Here is a 14,848-nt window from a genome sequence, read left to right as displayed (position 1 = left end):
GACAGACACATGATGAAGGTCCTCATCATCGGGGGCGCGGGCGGCATCGGCTCGTCCACCGCGTTCAACCTGCTGTCCGCGCAGGGCACGTACGAGATCGTCCTGGTCGACACCAGGCCCAACATGATCACCAGCCATGTGATGGACCAGGAGAACGCGCTCGCGCTCGGCGCGACGCCCGACACCGTTCGCGGCGGCACGCCCGAGGACACGCTCGACGCGGACGTCGTCGTGCTCAGCGCCGCCGTACCGCTGCGGCTGAACTCCTCGCGGTCGGTCTTTCTCGCCGACAACGCGGCGATCGTCGGTCAGTGCTTGCGGCCCTTGAAGGATTCCGGCTTCGGCGGTGTCGTACTGATGCTGACCAATCCCGTGGACACGCTCATGACCTGGGTACACCGGCAGGGCTGGCTGCCTCGGCACCGGCTGATCGGCTACACGCTCAACGACAGCCTGCGCCTGCGCACAGGTATCGCGTATGCCCTGGGCGTCCACCCCAGGAACGTCGACGCCTGGATGATCGGCGAGCACGGCGAGGGCCAGGTCCCGCTCTACAGCCGGATCACCGTCGACGGCGAGCCCGTCGTCCTCACCACCGAACAGCGGGCAGCAGCCGAGGAGTACGCCGACAACTGGTACGCCCGGCATGTGGCGCTCGACTCGGGCCGTACCTCCACCTGGACCACTGGCCTGGGCACCGCGCGGCTGATCGAAGCCATCGCGACCGACAGCGGGGCCGTCCTGCCCGCGTCGGTCGTCCTGGACGGTGAGTACGGAGTGCACGGGGCGAGTCTCGGTGTGCCCGTGGAGCTGGGCCGCGACGGGGTGCGCCGGGTCGTCGAGTGGGACCTCACGCCCGGCGAACTGCACGGCATGCAGCAGGCGGCCGTGCGCGTGGAGGCCGCCGTGGCCGACATGGACGACGTGTCCGCCGCCCGCTGAACGACCCCCTTTCGGACTCGAAGCGACGCGCACCGACGCGCACCGACGCGAGCCAACTCGAACCGACTCAACGAGGAGTCGCAGCCGGTCGAGCGCATGGTGGGACGACCAGCCGTCCGACCCCGGCGAGGAACCGTACCCGCCGAGGCCGCCCACCGCTTCGACCGCCAAGTGGCCCAGCAACGCTTGGTCGTTGGCGGCGAGGGCGGCCGCGAGCCGGTCCCGCAAGTCCTCCCGGTCGGCGGGCGTTTCGGTTTCCGGCGCCCCGACGCGGCGCGGAAAGTACACGTCGAAGACCGGATCGAAGACCCACCGCTGTCCCGTACTGCGCAGCAGCGTGGCGGCCAGCCCTTCGCGCAGCCGTTCCCGGTCCGCGAGGCCGAGCGCCTCCAACGCCTGTGCGGCGTCGACGGTTTCTCCGGTGCCGATCCGCACGCCGTGCGAGCGCAGCGCTCCGACGAGACCCGTCAGCCGCTCTGCCACGCCGGGCGGGGCGTTCACGTTCGCGCTCACCCGCATGGTCTTCCGCAGCGGCAGGCGCCACATGCAGAACACCCTGCGGTTCTACGTCCTGGCCGGCCCCGCCGTCCCTGTTCGCGAGGAGCCTTCATTCCGGCCAAGACGATGCTGGGCCAGGCGGGTGCTCAGCTGGAGGAATCGCCCGACCGGCGACAGGGCTAGGCGGGCGGCGCGGGCATGTCCCAAACAGGCAATCCACGATGTCTCCCAAAGGAAAGACCTGTCCTCGGCTCTCGGGGTTCACTGTCGGCCACCCCGACGAAATGGAGCCGAAACATGTCAGAGGAAGCCAGGTCCGAATTCTGGAAGGGCCTCAAGCCGATCACGAATTCGGTCAAGCCTGACGCGCAGCCGGAGGTCTATCTGTCCCAGGTGGCCACCGACGACGACCGGTATTACGCACCGCTCAGCGAGACCGTCGGATCGCGGCCGCTGTGGATCAACGTCAAGGACAACTCCTGGGCAGACATCCTGTACGCGAAGGAGGCCGGACTCGTAAACCGGCACTACCACCCGCACGAGGTGTTCGCCTACACGATCTCCGGCAAGTGGGGTTACCTGGAGCGGCCCTGGACCGCGCAGGCCGGTGACTTCATCTACGAGGCGCCGGGCGAGGGACACACATTGGTGGCCTACGAGAGCGACGAGCCGATGAAGGCGTTCTTCATCGTCAAGGGGCCGTTGATCTGGCTGGACGAGAACGGCGAAACCGTCGGCTACTTCGACGTCCACGACTACATCGAGCTGTGCCGCAACCACTACGAGAAGGTCGGCATCGGCGCCGACTACGTCAACTCGCTCTTCCGGTGACCCCGGTCTCTCCCCTCAACCGAGGTGGCCATGCCACGTATCCGTACCTCTGTCCGGCCCGCGCAAAATCGCCCTCGGCCATTGGCAGTGATCCAGGCCGCTACGAGAACCGGCTGTTGCTGATCCTCTTTCTGGCCTTCGGATTCGTCTTCGCCTTCTTCGACCGCCAGGCGTTGCCCTTCCTCACCCCTGGCTTCCTCGCCCCGGTGATCGCCGGGCGCGCGTCGGACGCCTGGGGTCTGCAGACGGCCGTGTTCATCTCCGTCGGCGGCGCCGTCGTCCTGCTTGCCTTCGGCCTGCGGGAGACCGCGCCGCGCGTGCTGCGCCGGCGGGCCGAGCGGGCTGCGACTGAGGTCGGCTCGGACACAGTCGTGGCGGGAGCGGTCGGATGAAAGCGCAGTCCGATACAGGGCACCGTATGAAGGCCGCTGTCTGGTACGGAGCCAGGGACGTCCGCATTGCCGAGGTCGGCGTTCCAGCACCCCTGCGCGGCGAGGTGCTCGTCGAGGTGGCCTACTGCGGCATATGCGGCAGCGACCTGCACGAGTACGCCGACGGGCCGCACGCGATCCCGGTCGCCGAGCCGCATCCGGCGTCCGGCGCCACAGCTCCGCTCGTCCTCGGTCACGAGTTCTGCGGGACGGTGGCGGCCCTCGGGCCGTCGGTGACCGGCCTGGCCATCGGTGACCGAGTGGCGGTCGAGCCGAACTACCGGTGCGGGGCATGCCCACGGTGCCGGGCAGGCGAGTACAACATCTGCCGGCACTTCGGGTTCGCCGGGCTGATGGGGAACGGCGGCATGGCCGAGTACGCCGCCATCCCCGCCTACATGGCGCACCGCCTCCCCGAGACCGTGTCGCTGGAGCAGGCCGCGCTCTTCGAACCGGCCTCGGTCGCCCTGCACGCACTGCGGCGCGCCGGAACCACACCGGAGACGGTGGCGGTCGTCGGCCTGGGGCCGGTCGGCCTGTTCACCGTCCTGCTCGCCGGGGAACGCGGGGTGCGGCGGATCGTCGCCGTCGATGTGTCCCCGGGCCGTCTGGAACTCGCGGCCCGCCTCGGCGCCACCGACCTGATCGACGCCGGCCGAGAAGGAGACGCCGGGGAGCGGATCCATGAGCTGACCGGCGGAGAGGGCGTCGATGTCGCGTTCGAGGTGGTCGGATCCGAGATCGCCCTGCGCACCTGCCTGGCCGCGACCCGGCGCGGCGGTCGGATCGTCCTCGTCGGCCTGGCCCAGGAGGTATCCCTGGACGCCTTCGCACTGGTCAACAACGAGCAGTCGATCGTCGCCAGCGTCGGCTACCGCGACACCTATCCGGAACTCATCCGGCTCGTCGCGGAACAGCACCTGGACCTGACACCGGTCGTCACCTCGACCATCGTCCTCGACGACCTCGTCTCCCATGGATTCGAGGCGCTGCTGGGCGGCCCGGGAAACCAGGTCAAGATCCTCGTCGACCCAGCGGCACACCGCACCGGGGCACCAGCCCCCCACCCCCTCGCCGACGGAACGGAAAGACAAAGATGACCACCGGACTCACCCCCGACCCCTTCGCCGGCCAGCGCGTCCTGGTGACCGGAGGCACCTCCGGCATCGGCGCGGCCACCGCCGACCTGCTCGCCGAACTCGGAGCCGAGGTGCACGCCCTCGGACTGCCGCCGGCCGACGCCGACGAGCTGCCCCGCCACAAGCGAGTCGACATCGTGGAGCAGGACGTCACGGACCGGGAAGGCCTCGTCGGCCGGATCGAGGCTTGCGACCGCATCGACCACCTCGTCGCCTGCGCCGGCGTCAGCCGGGACCGCGACGAATACGACCTCGGATGGTGGGACCAGGTGTTGGAGGTCAACCTCACCTCCGCCATGGTCGCGTGCCAGGCGGCACGCCCGCTGCTCGCCCGCCGGCGTGGCAGCATCGTCACCGTCTCGTCGATGTTCGGTTTCTTCGGCAGCCGAGACCGGCCGGCCTACAGCGCCAGCAAGGGCGGCGTCTCCCAGCTGACCCGGTCCCTGGCTGCCGAGTACGCCGCGGACGGCATCCGTGTGAACGCGGTGGCACCGGGCTTCGTCACCACTCCGCTCGCCCGCGGTCTGCTCGACGACCCTGACGCCGCGCAGGCGGTGCTCGCGCGAGTCCCGCTCGGACGGTTCGGCCTTCCGCGGGAGATCGCGTCAGTGATCGCCTTCCTGTGCTCGCCCGCCGCCTCCTACGTCAACGGCGCGGTCCTCCCGGTCGACGGCGGCTACCTGACCGTCTGAACCGTCCGGTACGCCGGAGTACGGCGCGCCCTCTCCGGACCGCTTTCGCCCGGCCCACTGGTTCGAGGGCCGGGCTTCTGGCTGCGACCCGTGACGCCGGTTCGGCACCGGAGTACGCTCAAGGCCGGCGAGGAGGCAGGCGCCGCCGACGGCCCTCACATCAGAGCAGGTGGCACGGCCCAGTTCGCTCACTCTCCTGCCGGTGGCTGTACTCACCTGGGCGCGGCATCGACTTGTTGTCGCCCCGGTATACCGGCCCCCAAGCCACACCGTTGTCGGATGTAGGGGTTGGAAAGGAGACTCAGGTGACCGTACCCATCGTCTCCCGTGTGTCCACGCAGTCGGTCGATCCGGCGGACCGCATCGACTTCTGGGAGGAACACAACCGACGGGCCCTGGTGGGCTTGACCTGCTCGTCCTACTCGGAGCAGGGCCTGCTGGCCACGGAGACGAACATCGAGCTGGGTGATCTGAGACTGGCCGAGATCTCCGGCAACGAGCACGTCATCGAGCGGACTCCGCGGACGTGTCAGGCGCTGCCGAAGGACTCCGTCTTCGTCTCGTTGCTGACAGCGGGCCGCGGGGTGTTCTTCCACGAGGGCGGCTGCCACACCCTGCAGACGGGCGACCTGATCCTGTACGAGACGCGCCGGTCGTACCTGTTCGGGTTCCCCTCTCCCATGCGCCAGCTGTTGGTGGACATCCCCCGCGAGGTGTTCGCCACGCGGTGCGCCTCCGGCGACGTGTCGGCGCCGATGCTGCTCGGCAGAGGGTCGGCGGTCGAGGGTGCGCTGGCTTCCGCGCTGGAGGCGGTACTGGCCGACTGGGTCACGGGGCAGGAGAGCGATGACTCGATCAGCACCCAGGACACTGTGCTGGACCTCGTCCGTACGCTGGCCGCACCGAGGCTGGATGGTGGGTCCGCGCCGCCTGCCGCACTCTCCCAGCTGGCCGTGGCCAAGGACTACATCGACCGGCACCTGGCCGACCCCGGGCTGAGCGCAGGGCGGGTCGCCGAGGCGATCGGAGTGTCGGCCCGGCACCTCAGCCGTATCTTCCAGCCGACCGGGGTGAGCCCCTCCCGCCACATTCTCGAACAGCGGCTGGACAAGGCCCGGCAGGCGCTCGCCGATCCCGGCTCACGCCATCTGACCATCGCCGATGTCGCCCATCGCTGGGGCTTCGCCAGCCAGGCTCACTTCACTCGGGTCTTTCGGAGCCGTTTCGGCGGGACTCCCGGCAAGACGCGCCCGTTCCTCATGTGAAGGTGGTAGCCGCGGCGCCTTCGGCGCCGTCCGGCCGGACCGCCGGACGGACATGGCCGGATGGGTCGATTAGCTCGCCTGCTTGCCTGTGTGACCGCCACCGTGATCATCACCTCGGCCCTGCCGCAGGTGGCGTTCGCCGCCCCGGCCGAGGTAAAGCCCGACACCTGGCTCGACGACGCTCAGGACTGGGCGCCGGCCGACGATTCCGCCCCATCCGCCATTCCGGACGACTCCCTGCCGGGCCTTGGTCGCGCGGGCCGGTTCACCCTGGCCTCCGACCGCACAGGCGTGACACTTCACCGGCCCACCGACGTACGTACCACCGGGGCCGAGCTGTCCTGGAGCGCCTACGTCGACCCCTCTCAGGCCCGCGCGGACGACATCACCGCCTACCAGGTGCACCGCGCCGGTCGAAAGGACTTCACACCGTCGGCGGCCACCCTGGTCGCCACGCTGGACAAGAGACGTACGAGCTTCACCGACACCACTGCCGAAACGCCCCCGGGGGACGGCCGCACCCACCACTACATGGTCGCCGTACGGGCCCGGGACGGAAAGCTCGTCCCGGCCGCCACCCGCCAAGTCGTGCTCCCTGCGGCCCAGTCGACGTACTCAGCGCCCGAGACCCCGGCCAGACGCTCGATCACCGGGACTTTTGGGCGCTCGTGCCCGAACATGTTCCCGCGTTCACACTGCTTCCCTGAGGAGCTCCGCCTGGGCTTCCTCGGCCCCGTGGCACGGCGGGCGTTATCTGAGACCGTTGTGGTCGAGGCGGTGGATAAGGCCGGGGCGGCGCTGGTAGTCCTCGCGCAGGCGACTCAGGCGCTGGCGGAATTCCGCGTCACGTCCGGCGTGGGCGTAAGCGTCGCGCAGTTCCCCGAGGAGGGCGACGGCCTGGTCGTAGGCGGTGGTCTTCTTGGTGGCGATGTGCGCCTCGATCCGCTGCCAGGCGGAGTCGGCCTCGCGTACGAGGGCGGTCAGGTGCCGGGCGCGGGCTTCGGCCCGTTCGTGTTCGGTGTGCTGCCGGCGTGCGGTGCGCAGGGTGTGGGCGGCGTCCAGGAGGTGGGCGGCGGACGGGCGCCCGGGGACCCTGGCCTGGGCGGTGGTGCCGCGCAGGCGATGCAGGAGTTCGGTGCGCAGCTGCGGTTCGGTACCGAGGGCGAGCCTCAGGAGCAGGTCGTCTTTCTCCTTCTCCGAGAGGGTGGCGATCAGTGGAACGAGTTCCTTCTTCGTGGGATTGGCCGATTTCTTGGGTGCGGCGGGGCTGGCCTGTGCCGCAGCCGCGAGCAGATCGGCGTCCACACGCAGGAAGTCCGCCAGCGCCCTTTGCGGGGCGGTCAATTCGCCGAGGCCGGCCGGGACGGGCGGTTCGGGGAAGGACAAGTACTCCTCATCGTCGTCGTCTTCGAGTTCCCAGGCGGCGAGTGCGGAGAGCCACGCGAGGTAGAGGGGGCGCAGGTCGCCGGTGGCGAGTTCGTCGCGTACGCCGATGAGGGCGGCCAGTGAGTCGTCGGCGCCCTCGATCCAGTCGCCGCCTTCGTCCTCGCTGGTGAGGTCGAGCAGGAGGTGGGTGCGGGTGGTCCAGGCGTCGATGTGGTCGTCGAGGCAGTACGGCTTCACCGTGGGCAGGGCCAGGGCCTGCCTGGGCAGGCGGAGCATCAGGCGGTGGGTGCCCCAGTTGGTGACGTACAGGTGGGCGTCGAAGTAGTGCTCGACCAAGTGGCGTGGATTCCCGCGCAGGTCACCCCAGTTGTAGGTGTTGGTGAAGCTGGTGGCGGTGATCCGGGCCCGGCTGGAGAGGGCCCGCAGCTGGTCCTGTTCCCCGCGGCTGAGCGGCCGGTCGAGGGACTGGAACTCGTAGTACTGGTACTCGCTCACACGGCGGACCCTATCGCCGCCGCGGGTGGGTGGGCTCGGACGGAGAGCGGGCAAGGCGGCTGGAGCTGACCGGACGTCATACTCAAACGCCCCTGGGGTGGGCCGCGGCGGGCGATTCCAGGGAGGCGTGGGCTATGGGCGGCAGTGTGGAGAGAGCGGGCCATGACTCCGGCGCATAGGCGCCGTCTTCGCCGGCCCGTCCAGCGCCTGCTTCCACACCTTGGCACACGCTCGGGCGACCACCTGCGGATCACGCGCCGTGCCTCCGGTCAGCTCGGCCGCGTTGAGCCCGTCCGCCGCAAGACGCTCCCGTAGATCCTGCAGATGACTCCGCAACGGCTCCAGATACGCCCCGCGCATCACCCGGCTCGAACTCTCTCGCGCCAGGCGAACATCGAGGGCGTCCCAGTCGCCGCCGCGCCCCGCGACGAACCACACATCCCTGGCTCGCCGATCAGGGCTACCGGCCGACGCCGCCGGGCTGCCACTGACCCGGGCGCTCTTACGGTCCCCAGTGCCGGTAGGCCTCGATCCACTCAGCCCCCTCGGGCGCCGGATCCGGCAACGGAAGGTCGAGAATGCCGATCGCCTGCCGGTGCCCGCCTCGCGTACAGACCGCCACGATCTGGCTGCCGGGCAGCAGGTCCACCTTCTTCACGGTGACCTCGACGCCGAAAACGACCGTCTTGAACGGGACGGCCAGATGCTCTGCGAGCATCGTGAAGAGGCCGGTGAGCTGCTCCTCGTCGTCGTAGGCGTCTACGGTGGCCTGCTCGACCAGCTCATCGAGCTCCGCGTCACTCAGCTGTCCGGCCATAGGCAACACGGTACCGGCGGAGCCCGCAGCTACCCTCACTCGGTCAACCGCCGGCCGCTCCACCCTGAGCCACGGCGGTCGTTTCTCTCGCCCCAAGGGCCAACGTGCCGCCTGATGGTGCTGCCGACTCCCCAGTTGTGAGCGGGCCTTGGGCGGTGATGACGAGTCGGTTGTTGCCGATCGCGGAGAGTGTGGTCGGCACGTACAGAACCTTCGGTCAGATGGACGTCGTCCCAGTGCAGGCCGGGGGCTTCGCCTTTGCGTAGGCCGGTGCCGATGCGGAACTCGAACAGGTCGGCCATGTCCGGGTCGGCTTGGTGGCAGTGCTGGAGGAAGCGGACGGCCTCGTTCGCGGTCCAGATCCGGCGCTCCGGCGCGGGCGGTCGGCGCAGGGCCGGTGGGCTGGCGGGGTTGTGGGCGAGGCGGTGCCGGCGGACGGCGTCCCTCAGTGCGCTGGACAGTGTGGCCGGACACCGGTTGAGGGTGGCGCGGCCGCGGCCGGCGGCGAGCTCGCGGGTCACGAAGGCGGTGATGTGTCGGCGCCCGAGGTCGTCCAGCTTGCGGGTGCCGAAGGCGGGGGCGAGATCGTTGTGCACGTAGTCCCGGGAGCGGGCCGTGCTCGTCGGTTTGAGAAACAGCGTCTTCGCCGTCAGCCACGTGTTCAGGTAGTCGGCGACGGTCTGGTTCGGATCGGCGTTGAAGCCGCCGGCTTCGCCTTCCAGGAACCAACTCACCGCCGTGGGTGACGAACTGCGCCGCGCTAGTGGCGGTCATCCTCCCGGGCAAGCGAGGATCGCAACCTTTCCGCCCGGTGTCCCGGTGGGTGGGTGAGGGCGCCTGGCGGTCGGTCCCGGGTGACGGAGGATTTCAACGTCGGCGGTGCCGTGGAGCAACCACCCAGGGCCTCTGTGGTGGCGGTCGCCCTCGGAGAGGTGATCGAGGGCCACGACGCCATCGAGACGAGCTTGGCCGAGGCCACGCTGGAGGTGGCGGTCGTCCTTCGGTGCGACTGAGAAACGCAACATGTCGATGATGCGCTGCCCGCTTGACGCCGCGGACGTGGCGGTAGCACCAGCATTCCATGCACGGCGGTGGGCGTCGTCAGCGCGACGCCCACCGCTCAGTACTCGGACTCAGCTGCACTTACGTCCGGTGTTGATGCACTGGACCGCCTTGTTCATCAGCTTTGCGTCGAAGACGTTGATGAAGTCACCGTGGTCGGTGACCGGCTTGTGCTGCTGTTCGGGGAAGCTGTCCAGCGAGAAGAACGGACGGGTCTTGCCGTTGTCCTTGACGCTGGGCGCGTCCACGTCGTACACCAAACGCTGCACCAACTGGGGAATGGCCTTGAAGCCGGCCGAGCAGTTGCCGTTGGCGTCAGCGAAGGCCACGTGCGTACGGTGGTTGGCGCTGTCGATGTTCGTGCCGTCCCAGCAGCTCTGGAACTTGAAGGTGCGCACCACGTCGCTGCCTGACGGGCAGAGGGGGTACTTGTCCTTCAACTGCACCTTGCTCTCGAATCCGGTGCAGCTCCATGAGGCGTTGGCGTTGGCCGTGCCATTGACGAACGCCTTGGCGTCACCGGTGATGATGCGCAGGAACTGGGGCATCGCCACCACCTTGCCGCGGGGGCTGCCCACGAAGTTCAAGGTGGCCTTCTTGGCCGTCAGAATCCGGCCCGTGTTGCCCTCGGCGCCGCCGCCCTGCTTGTCGGCGTCGAAGTCCTTGGTGCCGTCCTGCAGGCGCAGCACCGGCCAGTAGTAGGACGACTTGTCGCCCTTGTTCTGGCAGCTGGTCCCGGCCTTGGCGAAGTCCTGGTCACTCGAGAAGGCGTCGTTGTCCTGGTTGCCGATGTAATCGTGCAGGTGGTGTGCGCCGTTGGTGACACCGGGCGCGACGATGACGTTGTCGCTGTTGTACAGCTTGTTGGCGTTCACCCCGCACTTGCTGACGAAGACGCCCTTTGAAGCCTTCGCCGACCTGGCCGGCGTGCGCACATTGGACTTCACCTTGGTGATGTCCACGAAGTCGGCGGCGACGGGGCCGTTGCCGGTCACACCGGCATTGGTGTTGTTGCCGCCTGGACCGGCGGTGGGCTGGTTGCCGGCGGCGGGCTGGTTGCCGGTGGCGCGCAGCGTGCAGGCCGCCAAGGCGTCGAGGCCCTGCGGCTTGGCTGCCACACGGCCGATGGCGATGGCGATCCGGTCGATCGTCGCCTTCCGCTTGTCCTTCAGCGGGCCCACGATCGCGTTCTGGGCGAAGTTGGGGTCCTGCTGAATCGCCTTCTGGGAGGTGGAAAGGCGCTGGTATGCCTCGGATATCTGCTTGTCGAGGAGTGCCAGTTCCTTGTCTACCTGTGCCTTCGCCTGGGCGGGCACTGATGTCAACTGCTGGCCGACGTCGGGGCAGTCGATGGTGGAGGTTCCAGCCGCGAGCGCCTGGTTCTGGGCAGAGCCCTTCGACGCGCCGGTTTCGTCGGCCGAGGCGTAGATGTTGACCGCCACCAGTCCACCGGCCCCGATGGCCAGTGCGGCCGCCGCGCCTACCGCTCGGCGGGCAGTCTTCGATCTTTTTCGCGTGTTGCGTCTCATCAGGCCTCTCAAGGACATCTCCGGAGCCGGTCAGGACTTCCGGCATGGGGGAAGCGCATCCTCAGATACGAATGTGCGCGCCGAATACTCAGCGAATCCTCAAGTTCGTAGGTTCCTCCATCCGCAAACAGTGCATGATGGGCCAATCCGGGCCGGGCGAACTTCCAGTAATGGTCGTGACGGGCAGCAGGTCGCCCAGACGGTGACGGTGAGTTCGACGCACCGACCGGCGGCTGTCTCTGGGCCGGCGGGCGACGTCTCCCGGGCTCCGGACCGTTCGGGCCGGGCCTTCGCAGGCCGGGGCGTTCCCAGCCCGCTCGCGCCGTTCGCTCCAGCGTGCAGTGCCGGAATGGGTACTTGTCGGCCCCGTGTCAGGTGCCGGCGTCCTCAACGGCACGCGTCAGTGGCTCGGTTGTTCAACGGGGTCACCCGGAGGTACGGCCGATCGAGGGCTGGCTGCTGGTTGCCATCGTCGTGATCGCTGCCAGCTACACCCGTGCAGGCCATTGCGTGTCGTTGTTCGGCCGGCCGTGCCGCCTCGGTGAGGTGTCTGCCGTGGGGCCGGCCCCGGCCATGATGCCGTCACGGGAGGGTTTGTTTGCCGGACAGGTCGAACTGACGGGGGCGGTAACCCGACTTGACCGAACCGTTGAGGCGCATGCCGCCGAGCCCGGCGTCGTCTCGCGACTGCGGACAAGGCACCGATCGGCCAGGGGTCTGAACACGGACCGACCGCCGAGTCGGCTCGTCAGATGCCGGCCGGACACCGGCCGGAGAGTCGGCGACAGATGCCGACCGCGATGGTCGCGGGCCGCTTCAGCGCTGTGATTGTCCTGGTCGATCCGTATGACTCCGACCGGGTTCAGGCAGGGCCTGCAGACAGGTCCCCACTACTACGACGAGCCAGGCCTCGCACTGGATTCACGTGCGTCGGCCCTCTGTGGGCCGACGCACGTGGTGAGGTGCCTACGCGGCTCCGTCCCGCTGGCCGCCGGTCCGCCGGACGAAGTCACGGACCGCGCCGGCGAACAGCTCGGGCTCCTCGATGTGTCCCATGTGGCCGCTGTTCTCCAGCACCAGCAGCTGCGAGTCGGGGATCAGTTCGTCGAGTTCGAGCGCCCAGCGGGGCCCGCAGATCACGTCGTGCCGGCCCACGACGACCAGAGCCGGCGGCTCCAGTCCCTTGAGGGCTGCGCGATCGTCGATGTCCTCGGGCGCGAGGTGCTCGTCCAGGCCTGAGATGTACGTAGCCCGGACCGCGTCCCGGATCGGGGCCAGCCGCTCCTCGTTACCCCAGTAGTCGGCGAAGTACGACGGCAGCACACCGCGGGCGACCGCCACGGTCTGCTCGTCGCTGGAGATGGCGGACATCGCGCCGAACGCGGCCAGCACATCGGGCAGTCCGGGATGGCCGGCGTGCTTCGCGGCGAACGCCTCCACCATGCGGCCGGCCTCCGCGCCGTGTTCGGGACCGGTGACGGGCGCGCCTTCGTACAGCACGACGCCCGCCACCTGCTCGGAACGGTGCAGGGCGTGGTAGGCGGCCACGAACGCGCCGTGCGAATGCCCCAGCAGGTGCACCTTTGGCACGCCGAGCCGGTTGATCAGCACCTGCAGGAAGCGGCTGTACCTCTCCCGGGTGTAACCGTGCGGGTGCGAGGGGAGACGGCTGTCCTCGGCGGTGCCGACGGGCTCGACGTAGACCATCGTCAGGTGCTTTTCGAGGGCGGGCATCCGCAGGTAGTCCCAGAAGATGCCGGGACCGCCGGAGTGCGCCACGCACACCGGGCCGCTGCCGTGGACGTGGTACCGCTGGACGATTCCACCCCGCTGGAAGGAATGGGTTCCGGGGGAGAGAGGGTCGGTGTGTGCGGTGGATGTGTTCATCGGGATCTCCGTAGGGTCCGCAGGTGTCAGTGACACCGACAAGACGCTCCGGAATCCGAGAAGTTTTATCGCCGTAATGTGATCTGGGTCATGTTGCCGGGCCATGTGCCCGGGCCCAGGGCTCAGACCGCGACAGGAGTGGGCGCGGCCTCGGGACGTGATGCGTGGTAGAGGGAGACCCGGTCGAAGCGACCGCCGTCCAGCGACATGATCCAGGCGACACCGGGCGGGCAGTGGTCCGGGTCGTCGGGCGGGCTGACCAGCTCCATCTCCCAGACGACCAGGGACCGGCCGGCAACCACGTGCAAGGGGCGCTGGCGCACCCCCGCCGAGAGGTCCCAGTCCATCCCCGCCAGCAGGAGGTCGGCTCCGCCCAGCCGCCGGCCTGCGGTCAGGAGCGAGAGCTCGGCGGAGTAGCGATCCTTGACCACCTTGCCGAACTCGCCGCGCTCGGCGGCCGCGAGTGTCTCGCGCACCTCCTGCCAGCTGGCATCGGTACGGCGTGTCACGTCCTCGTGCGCCGTGGCCGCGGTGGCGGTGAGGGTCTGGGCGAGCGCGCCGCGTGCCTGGCTCAGTCGGCTGCGCACAGTGCTGACCGGAACCGAGCAGGCTTCGGCTATCTGCTGGTACGAGGTGATCCCGGTGGAGAAGTGGCGCAGGACGATCGGCAGGCGCAGGGTCGGGGACAACGCCTCGACGGCCTCCCAGATCCAGTCCCGCAGCGCGTGGGTCTGCAGGATCTGCTCGGGTGTGCCGCCGTCCGACGGCAGTGGCACCGACTCCATGGGCTCGACACGTTGCGCGGCACGCAGCAGCGTCCGGCAGCTGTTCCGTACGACCATGCGCAGCCATGGCCCCACGGCCTCGGGGTCGCGTACGTCCACGATCCGGCGCAGCGCCACCAGCGCCGCTTCCTGCATGACGTCGTCCACGTCCGGGCCCGGCCCCAGCAGGCTGAGCGCCACCGCGCGCATTCCGGGTCGGTGACGTTCCAGCAGTAGGGCCAGAGCCGATACGTCGCCCGCCTGCGCGGCCCGTGTCAGCGCTGCGTCCTCCGCAGGCCCGGTGTCTCCCGGTATCCCGCTCATACCTTGTCCTCCCGGCCACGACACGTGTCTTCTCCGACCCTAACCTCTCCGAGGGGTCAGGCGCTCAGTACCAGTGGTTGGCCTGCCAGAACTGCCAGGCGCCACAGGGGCTGTCGTAGACGCTGTTCATGTAGTTGAGCCCCCACTTGATCTGGGTGGCCGGGTTGGTCCGCCAGTCGGCGCCGACGGAGGACATCTTGGAGCCGGGCAGTGCCTGGAAGAGGCCGTACGCACCGGAGGAGGTGTTGACCGCCGTGTGATTCCAGCTGGACTCGTGGTCCACGATGTTGCTGAAGCACTGAAACTGATCGCCGGGCACCATCTGTGCGGCCATTGTCTGAATCTGCGCGACGGTGTAGGAGCTCTGGACGGGTAAGCCGGAGGCGTCCCGGGAGGCCGCTGCCTTGGCCTCGGCGCGCTCCTTGGCCTCCTGTTCCGCCTGCTCGGCGGCCTGCTTCTTCTCGAGCGCGGACTTGGCGGCGGCCATGCGGGCCGATTCCTCGGCGTCCTTCTTGGCGCTCGCGTCGGCGGCGGTGGCCTGGACATAGGCCTGCTGCGTCAGGGACGCGGTCTGCACCTGGGCCCGGTGGCCCGCCGGTATGTCCGCGAGGAGCGTGGTGTCGGCTGCCGTCGCCTCGGCGTCGTTGGGCTGCGCGGCGCTGCCCGAGGCGACACCGACGACGCTTCCGACAGCGGTGACCGCGGTGGCAGAGGCAACCGCGAATCCCCGGACCGAAATCGGGCTCACATGTCTTCCTTCCGGTTCGTCCTTGGGATCGTGCCGCG

General features: G+C 69.0%; 14 protein-coding genes and 1 pseudogene. 7 read left to right on the top strand and 8 right to left on the bottom strand.

Annotated features, from left to right (window positions below; all coding sequences use genetic code 11):
• The first annotated feature begins 9 nt into the window (after positions 1-9).
• Positions 10-942, top strand: a complete 933-nt coding sequence (locus ACTWQR_RS22675; RefSeq protein WP_443228957.1) for a malate dehydrogenase — start codon at positions 10-12, stop codon at positions 940-942.
• 78 nt (positions 943-1,020) lie between these two features.
• Here the strand turns inward: ACTWQR_RS22675 and ACTWQR_RS22670 are convergent.
• Positions 1,021-1,461 (bottom strand): annotated as a pseudogene (locus tag ACTWQR_RS22670) (hypothetical protein); the annotation flags it as partial.
• 276 nt (positions 1,462-1,737) lie between these two features.
• Between ACTWQR_RS22670 and ACTWQR_RS22665 the strand changes: the two are divergent.
• The 5 genes from ACTWQR_RS22665 (at position 1,738) to ACTWQR_RS22645 (ending at position 5,798) form a co-directional block, all read left to right on the top strand.
• The gene (locus ACTWQR_RS22665; RefSeq protein ID WP_257548577.1) at positions 1,738-2,271 is read left to right on the top strand and encodes a 2,4'-dihydroxyacetophenone dioxygenase family protein; all 534 of its coding nucleotides are present in this window, start codon (positions 1,738-1,740) and stop codon (positions 2,269-2,271) included.
• 116 nt (positions 2,272-2,387) lie between these two features.
• The gene (locus tag ACTWQR_RS22660) at positions 2,388-2,663 is read left to right on the top strand and encodes a hypothetical protein (RefSeq protein ID WP_443228956.1); all 276 of its coding nucleotides are present in this window, start codon (positions 2,388-2,390) and stop codon (positions 2,661-2,663) included.
• A 26-nt stretch (positions 2,664-2,689) separates the two neighbouring features.
• Complete coding sequence (locus tag ACTWQR_RS22655) at positions 2,690-3,802, top strand: 2,3-butanediol dehydrogenase (RefSeq protein ID WP_443228955.1); 1,113 nt, start codon at positions 2,690-2,692, stop codon at positions 3,800-3,802.
• Positions 3,799-4,533, top strand: a complete 735-nt coding sequence (locus ACTWQR_RS22650; RefSeq protein ID WP_443228954.1) for an SDR family NAD(P)-dependent oxidoreductase — start codon at positions 3,799-3,801, stop codon at positions 4,531-4,533. The genes ACTWQR_RS22655 and ACTWQR_RS22650 overlap by 4 nt, the downstream gene beginning before the upstream one ends.
• A 305-nt stretch (positions 4,534-4,838) precedes the next feature.
• Positions 4,839-5,798: a helix-turn-helix domain-containing protein gene (locus tag ACTWQR_RS22645; RefSeq protein ID WP_443228953.1), complete on the top strand. Its 960-nt coding sequence runs from the start codon at positions 4,839-4,841 to the stop codon at positions 5,796-5,798.
• 750 nt (positions 5,799-6,548) lie between these two features.
• Here the strand turns inward: ACTWQR_RS22645 and ACTWQR_RS22640 are convergent.
• From ACTWQR_RS22640 to ACTWQR_RS22630, 3 genes are all read right to left on the bottom strand, one after another.
• Positions 6,549-7,679, bottom strand: a complete 1,131-nt coding sequence (locus tag ACTWQR_RS22640; protein ID WP_443228952.1) for a hypothetical protein — start codon at positions 7,677-7,679, stop codon at positions 6,549-6,551.
• A 502-nt stretch (positions 7,680-8,181) separates the two neighbouring features.
• Complete coding sequence (locus ACTWQR_RS22635) at positions 8,182-8,496, bottom strand: hypothetical protein (RefSeq protein ID WP_443228951.1); 315 nt, start codon at positions 8,494-8,496, stop codon at positions 8,182-8,184.
• A gap of 35 nt (positions 8,497-8,531) precedes the next feature.
• Positions 8,532-9,230, bottom strand: coding sequence for a site-specific integrase (locus tag ACTWQR_RS22630; protein WP_443228950.1), 699 nt, complete (start codon positions 9,228-9,230; stop codon positions 8,532-8,534).
• Positions 9,231-9,350: 120 nt separating this feature from the next.
• Here ACTWQR_RS22630 and ACTWQR_RS22625 point away from each other — a divergent pair, with 120 nt between their 5' ends.
• Entirely contained in the window at positions 9,351-9,509 is a 159-nt protein-coding gene (locus ACTWQR_RS22625; RefSeq protein ID WP_443228949.1) for a hypothetical protein, read from the top strand.
• Between the two features lie 120 nt (positions 9,510-9,629).
• Here the strand turns inward: ACTWQR_RS22625 and ACTWQR_RS22620 are convergent, their stop codons facing one another.
• The 4 genes from ACTWQR_RS22620 to ACTWQR_RS22605 form a co-directional block, all read right to left on the bottom strand.
• Positions 9,630-11,087: a DUF1996 domain-containing protein gene (locus tag ACTWQR_RS22620; RefSeq protein ID WP_443228948.1), complete on the bottom strand. Its 1,458-nt coding sequence runs from the start codon at positions 11,085-11,087 to the stop codon at positions 9,630-9,632.
• A 966-nt stretch (positions 11,088-12,053) separates the two neighbouring features.
• Entirely contained in the window at positions 12,054-12,974 is a 921-nt protein-coding gene (locus tag ACTWQR_RS22615; RefSeq protein ID WP_443228947.1) for an alpha/beta fold hydrolase, read from the bottom strand.
• A 122-nt stretch (positions 12,975-13,096) separates the two neighbouring features.
• A complete protein-coding gene (locus ACTWQR_RS22610) occupies positions 13,097-14,062 on the bottom strand; it encodes an RNA polymerase sigma factor (RefSeq protein WP_443228946.1) in 966 nt (321 codons plus the stop codon).
• Positions 14,063-14,126: 64 nt separating this feature from the next.
• Complete coding sequence (locus tag ACTWQR_RS22605) at positions 14,127-14,810, bottom strand: transglycosylase SLT domain-containing protein (RefSeq protein WP_443228945.1); 684 nt, start codon at positions 14,808-14,810, stop codon at positions 14,127-14,129.
• Positions 14,811-14,848: the final 38 nt, after the last annotated feature.

Source organism: Streptomyces sp. 2A115 (assembly GCF_052245575.1).
GTDB lineage: Bacteria > Actinomycetota > Actinomycetes > Streptomycetales > Streptomycetaceae > Streptomyces.
This window is presented reverse-complemented; position numbering and strand designations above follow the sequence as displayed.